We start from the raw sequence: 1,102 nt of genomic DNA on the forward strand, positions 1-1,102 counted from the left end.
TAACCGTATATGATTCAGTATAATAACATCCGTTTGCATCTGTAACTTTAAACATATAAGTTCCAGGAGCAAGATTTGCAAATGAATTAGATGTTTGTTTTGGAATAATTACCGCAGATGGAGCAATTGTTTCATACTGTAATGTTCCAACTCCGTTTACAGCTGTTAAAGTAACAGTTGTAGTAGTCGCAGTACAAGTTACTGCTGGAGAAGCAAAAGTTAAATCTGTTGGAGGGTTCAGTCTCAATAAAGTTCCTGAACCAGTTACAGGACATCCTTTCGCATCTCTAACTGCGTATGTATATGGCTGATCAGCTCCATTATCATTTAATGTTAAAACATTATTTGAGCTGTATCCGCTTCCGTTGAAGCTGTATTCGTATGGTGCAGTGCCTGTTCCTGCAGTTACATTAATTGTAACTGTTCCTGCAACCTTACCGTTTGCAGCGTTACAAGAGAATGGTACAGTAGCAATTGTAGCTGCTAAAGTAGTTGGCTGGGTAATTGTCACGGCTACTGAACCTTGGCATCCTTTGCTATCTCTAACATAGAAAGTATAGTTTCCAGCTCCTAATCCTGTAAATGTTGGATTAGCTGTGAAACCTGTTGCAGCATTGTTGCTATAAGTAAATCCGCCAGATCCTCCAGCACCAGTTAAGGTAACTGATCCGTCTGAAGCTCCATTACAGCTAGCGTCTGTTTGAATAGCTGTAACTGTTGGGTTTGAAATTGGATCAACTGTAACTACAGCAGTCTTCTGACATCCATTAGCATCTGTAACTACGAAAGTATAAGTATCTGCATTTGCAGGAGTAACTGAATAAGTAAATGTAGGACCTGAAATTGGCGCGCTTGCTGTACTTGGAGCACCAGATCCTTTCTGCACTGTATAAGTGAATTGAGATTTTCCTCCGCCAATTGTTACTGTAATAGTAGCGTTTGGAGTAGTCGTACAATCCAATTCTTTTGTAACTGCACCTACAGCAGTTAACTGTGGGTAAATAGTAAGCGCTGTAGCAGTAGTTGCTGTACAGTTGTTTTTGTCTCTTACTGTTACAGTGTAAGTTCCGGCTGGAACATTAAATGTATTTGAAGATTGGAA

At 39.7% G+C, this 1,102-nt stretch carries 1 protein-coding gene; it reads right to left on the bottom strand.

The genetic code is table 11. From position 1 onward, the window contains the following. Nucleotides 1-1,102, bottom strand: a 1,102-nt coding sequence (locus GR162_RS22070) for a SprB repeat-containing protein (RefSeq protein ID WP_202393985.1), incomplete at both ends; no start/stop codon positions are given.

The sequence above is a fragment of the Flavobacterium sp. HBTb2-11-1 genome (assembly GCF_009826975.1).
GTDB lineage: Bacteria > Bacteroidota > Bacteroidia > Flavobacteriales > Flavobacteriaceae > Flavobacterium.